The sequence below is a fragment of the Dellaglioa sp. CoH-57-MRSF-22 genome, from assembly GCF_056781895.1.
Genome location: NZ_JBXAXT010000032.1, coordinates 1 through 732 on the forward strand (window position 1 = coordinate 1; position 732 = coordinate 732).

The following is a 732-nucleotide window of genomic DNA, read 5'->3' on the forward strand; positions in this document are numbered from 1 at the left end:
CCTTCTAAGCGCGGCACCGCCTTCCCACGCCCCGAATAGGGGATCGGGAGGATTCTGCACGTCCATTCCCACTTGACATCTAGTTGCACAAAATTTGGGCAGTGAAAATCTCCGGCAGGGTAGGGTAGGGCGGTTAAGCACGGCCAAAAACTTCACCCTATCCTGCCGACGCCACAAAAACTTCCCCGCCCCACTCTAAAAACTTCACCCCCTACTATCGGTGAAGTTTTGGTCTCTTCAAAAATCGCACCCAACATTGGGTGAAGTTTTGACCACGCAAAAAATCTCACCCCCTTTCTGGGGTGAACTTTTCAGCCACCCAGAAAAAGTTCACCCTTCAACGGTGAAGTTTTAGGGATTGCCTAAAAATCTCACCCTCCCTAGGGTGAAGTTTTATGAGGCCCACAAAAAGTTCAACCCCTACGGTGAAGTTTTATGCCTTCTCCAAAAAGTTCACCCTCATTGACAATAGCGCTCTCTGTAATTTAAGATGAAGGACTATGTATAGGAGGGAAGAATGATAGTAGTTATACACGACGAGGACATACCGTACCCGACACTCGTCATCGAGGACAGGCAAGCCACACAGCTACTTGACGCGGAAGGCCCGGCGCACGAGCGCGTGATCGATGCGCTCACGACAGGTGACGCGGTGCTCCTGATAACGCCAGATTGGATAGGCCGGACTTTGGCACGCACCTATAAGCAGGTGACAGCGGTCCACAATACAGT

1 protein-coding gene is annotated in these 732 nt (G+C 51.1%); it reads left to right on the forward strand.

Annotation, left to right across the window (positions count from 1 at the left end):
* Positions 1-517: 517 nt before the first annotated feature.
* Positions 518-732 (forward strand): hypothetical protein (locus AC1RPR_RS07940; protein WP_391857185.1); only part of this gene is annotated, 215 nt, incomplete at its 3' end.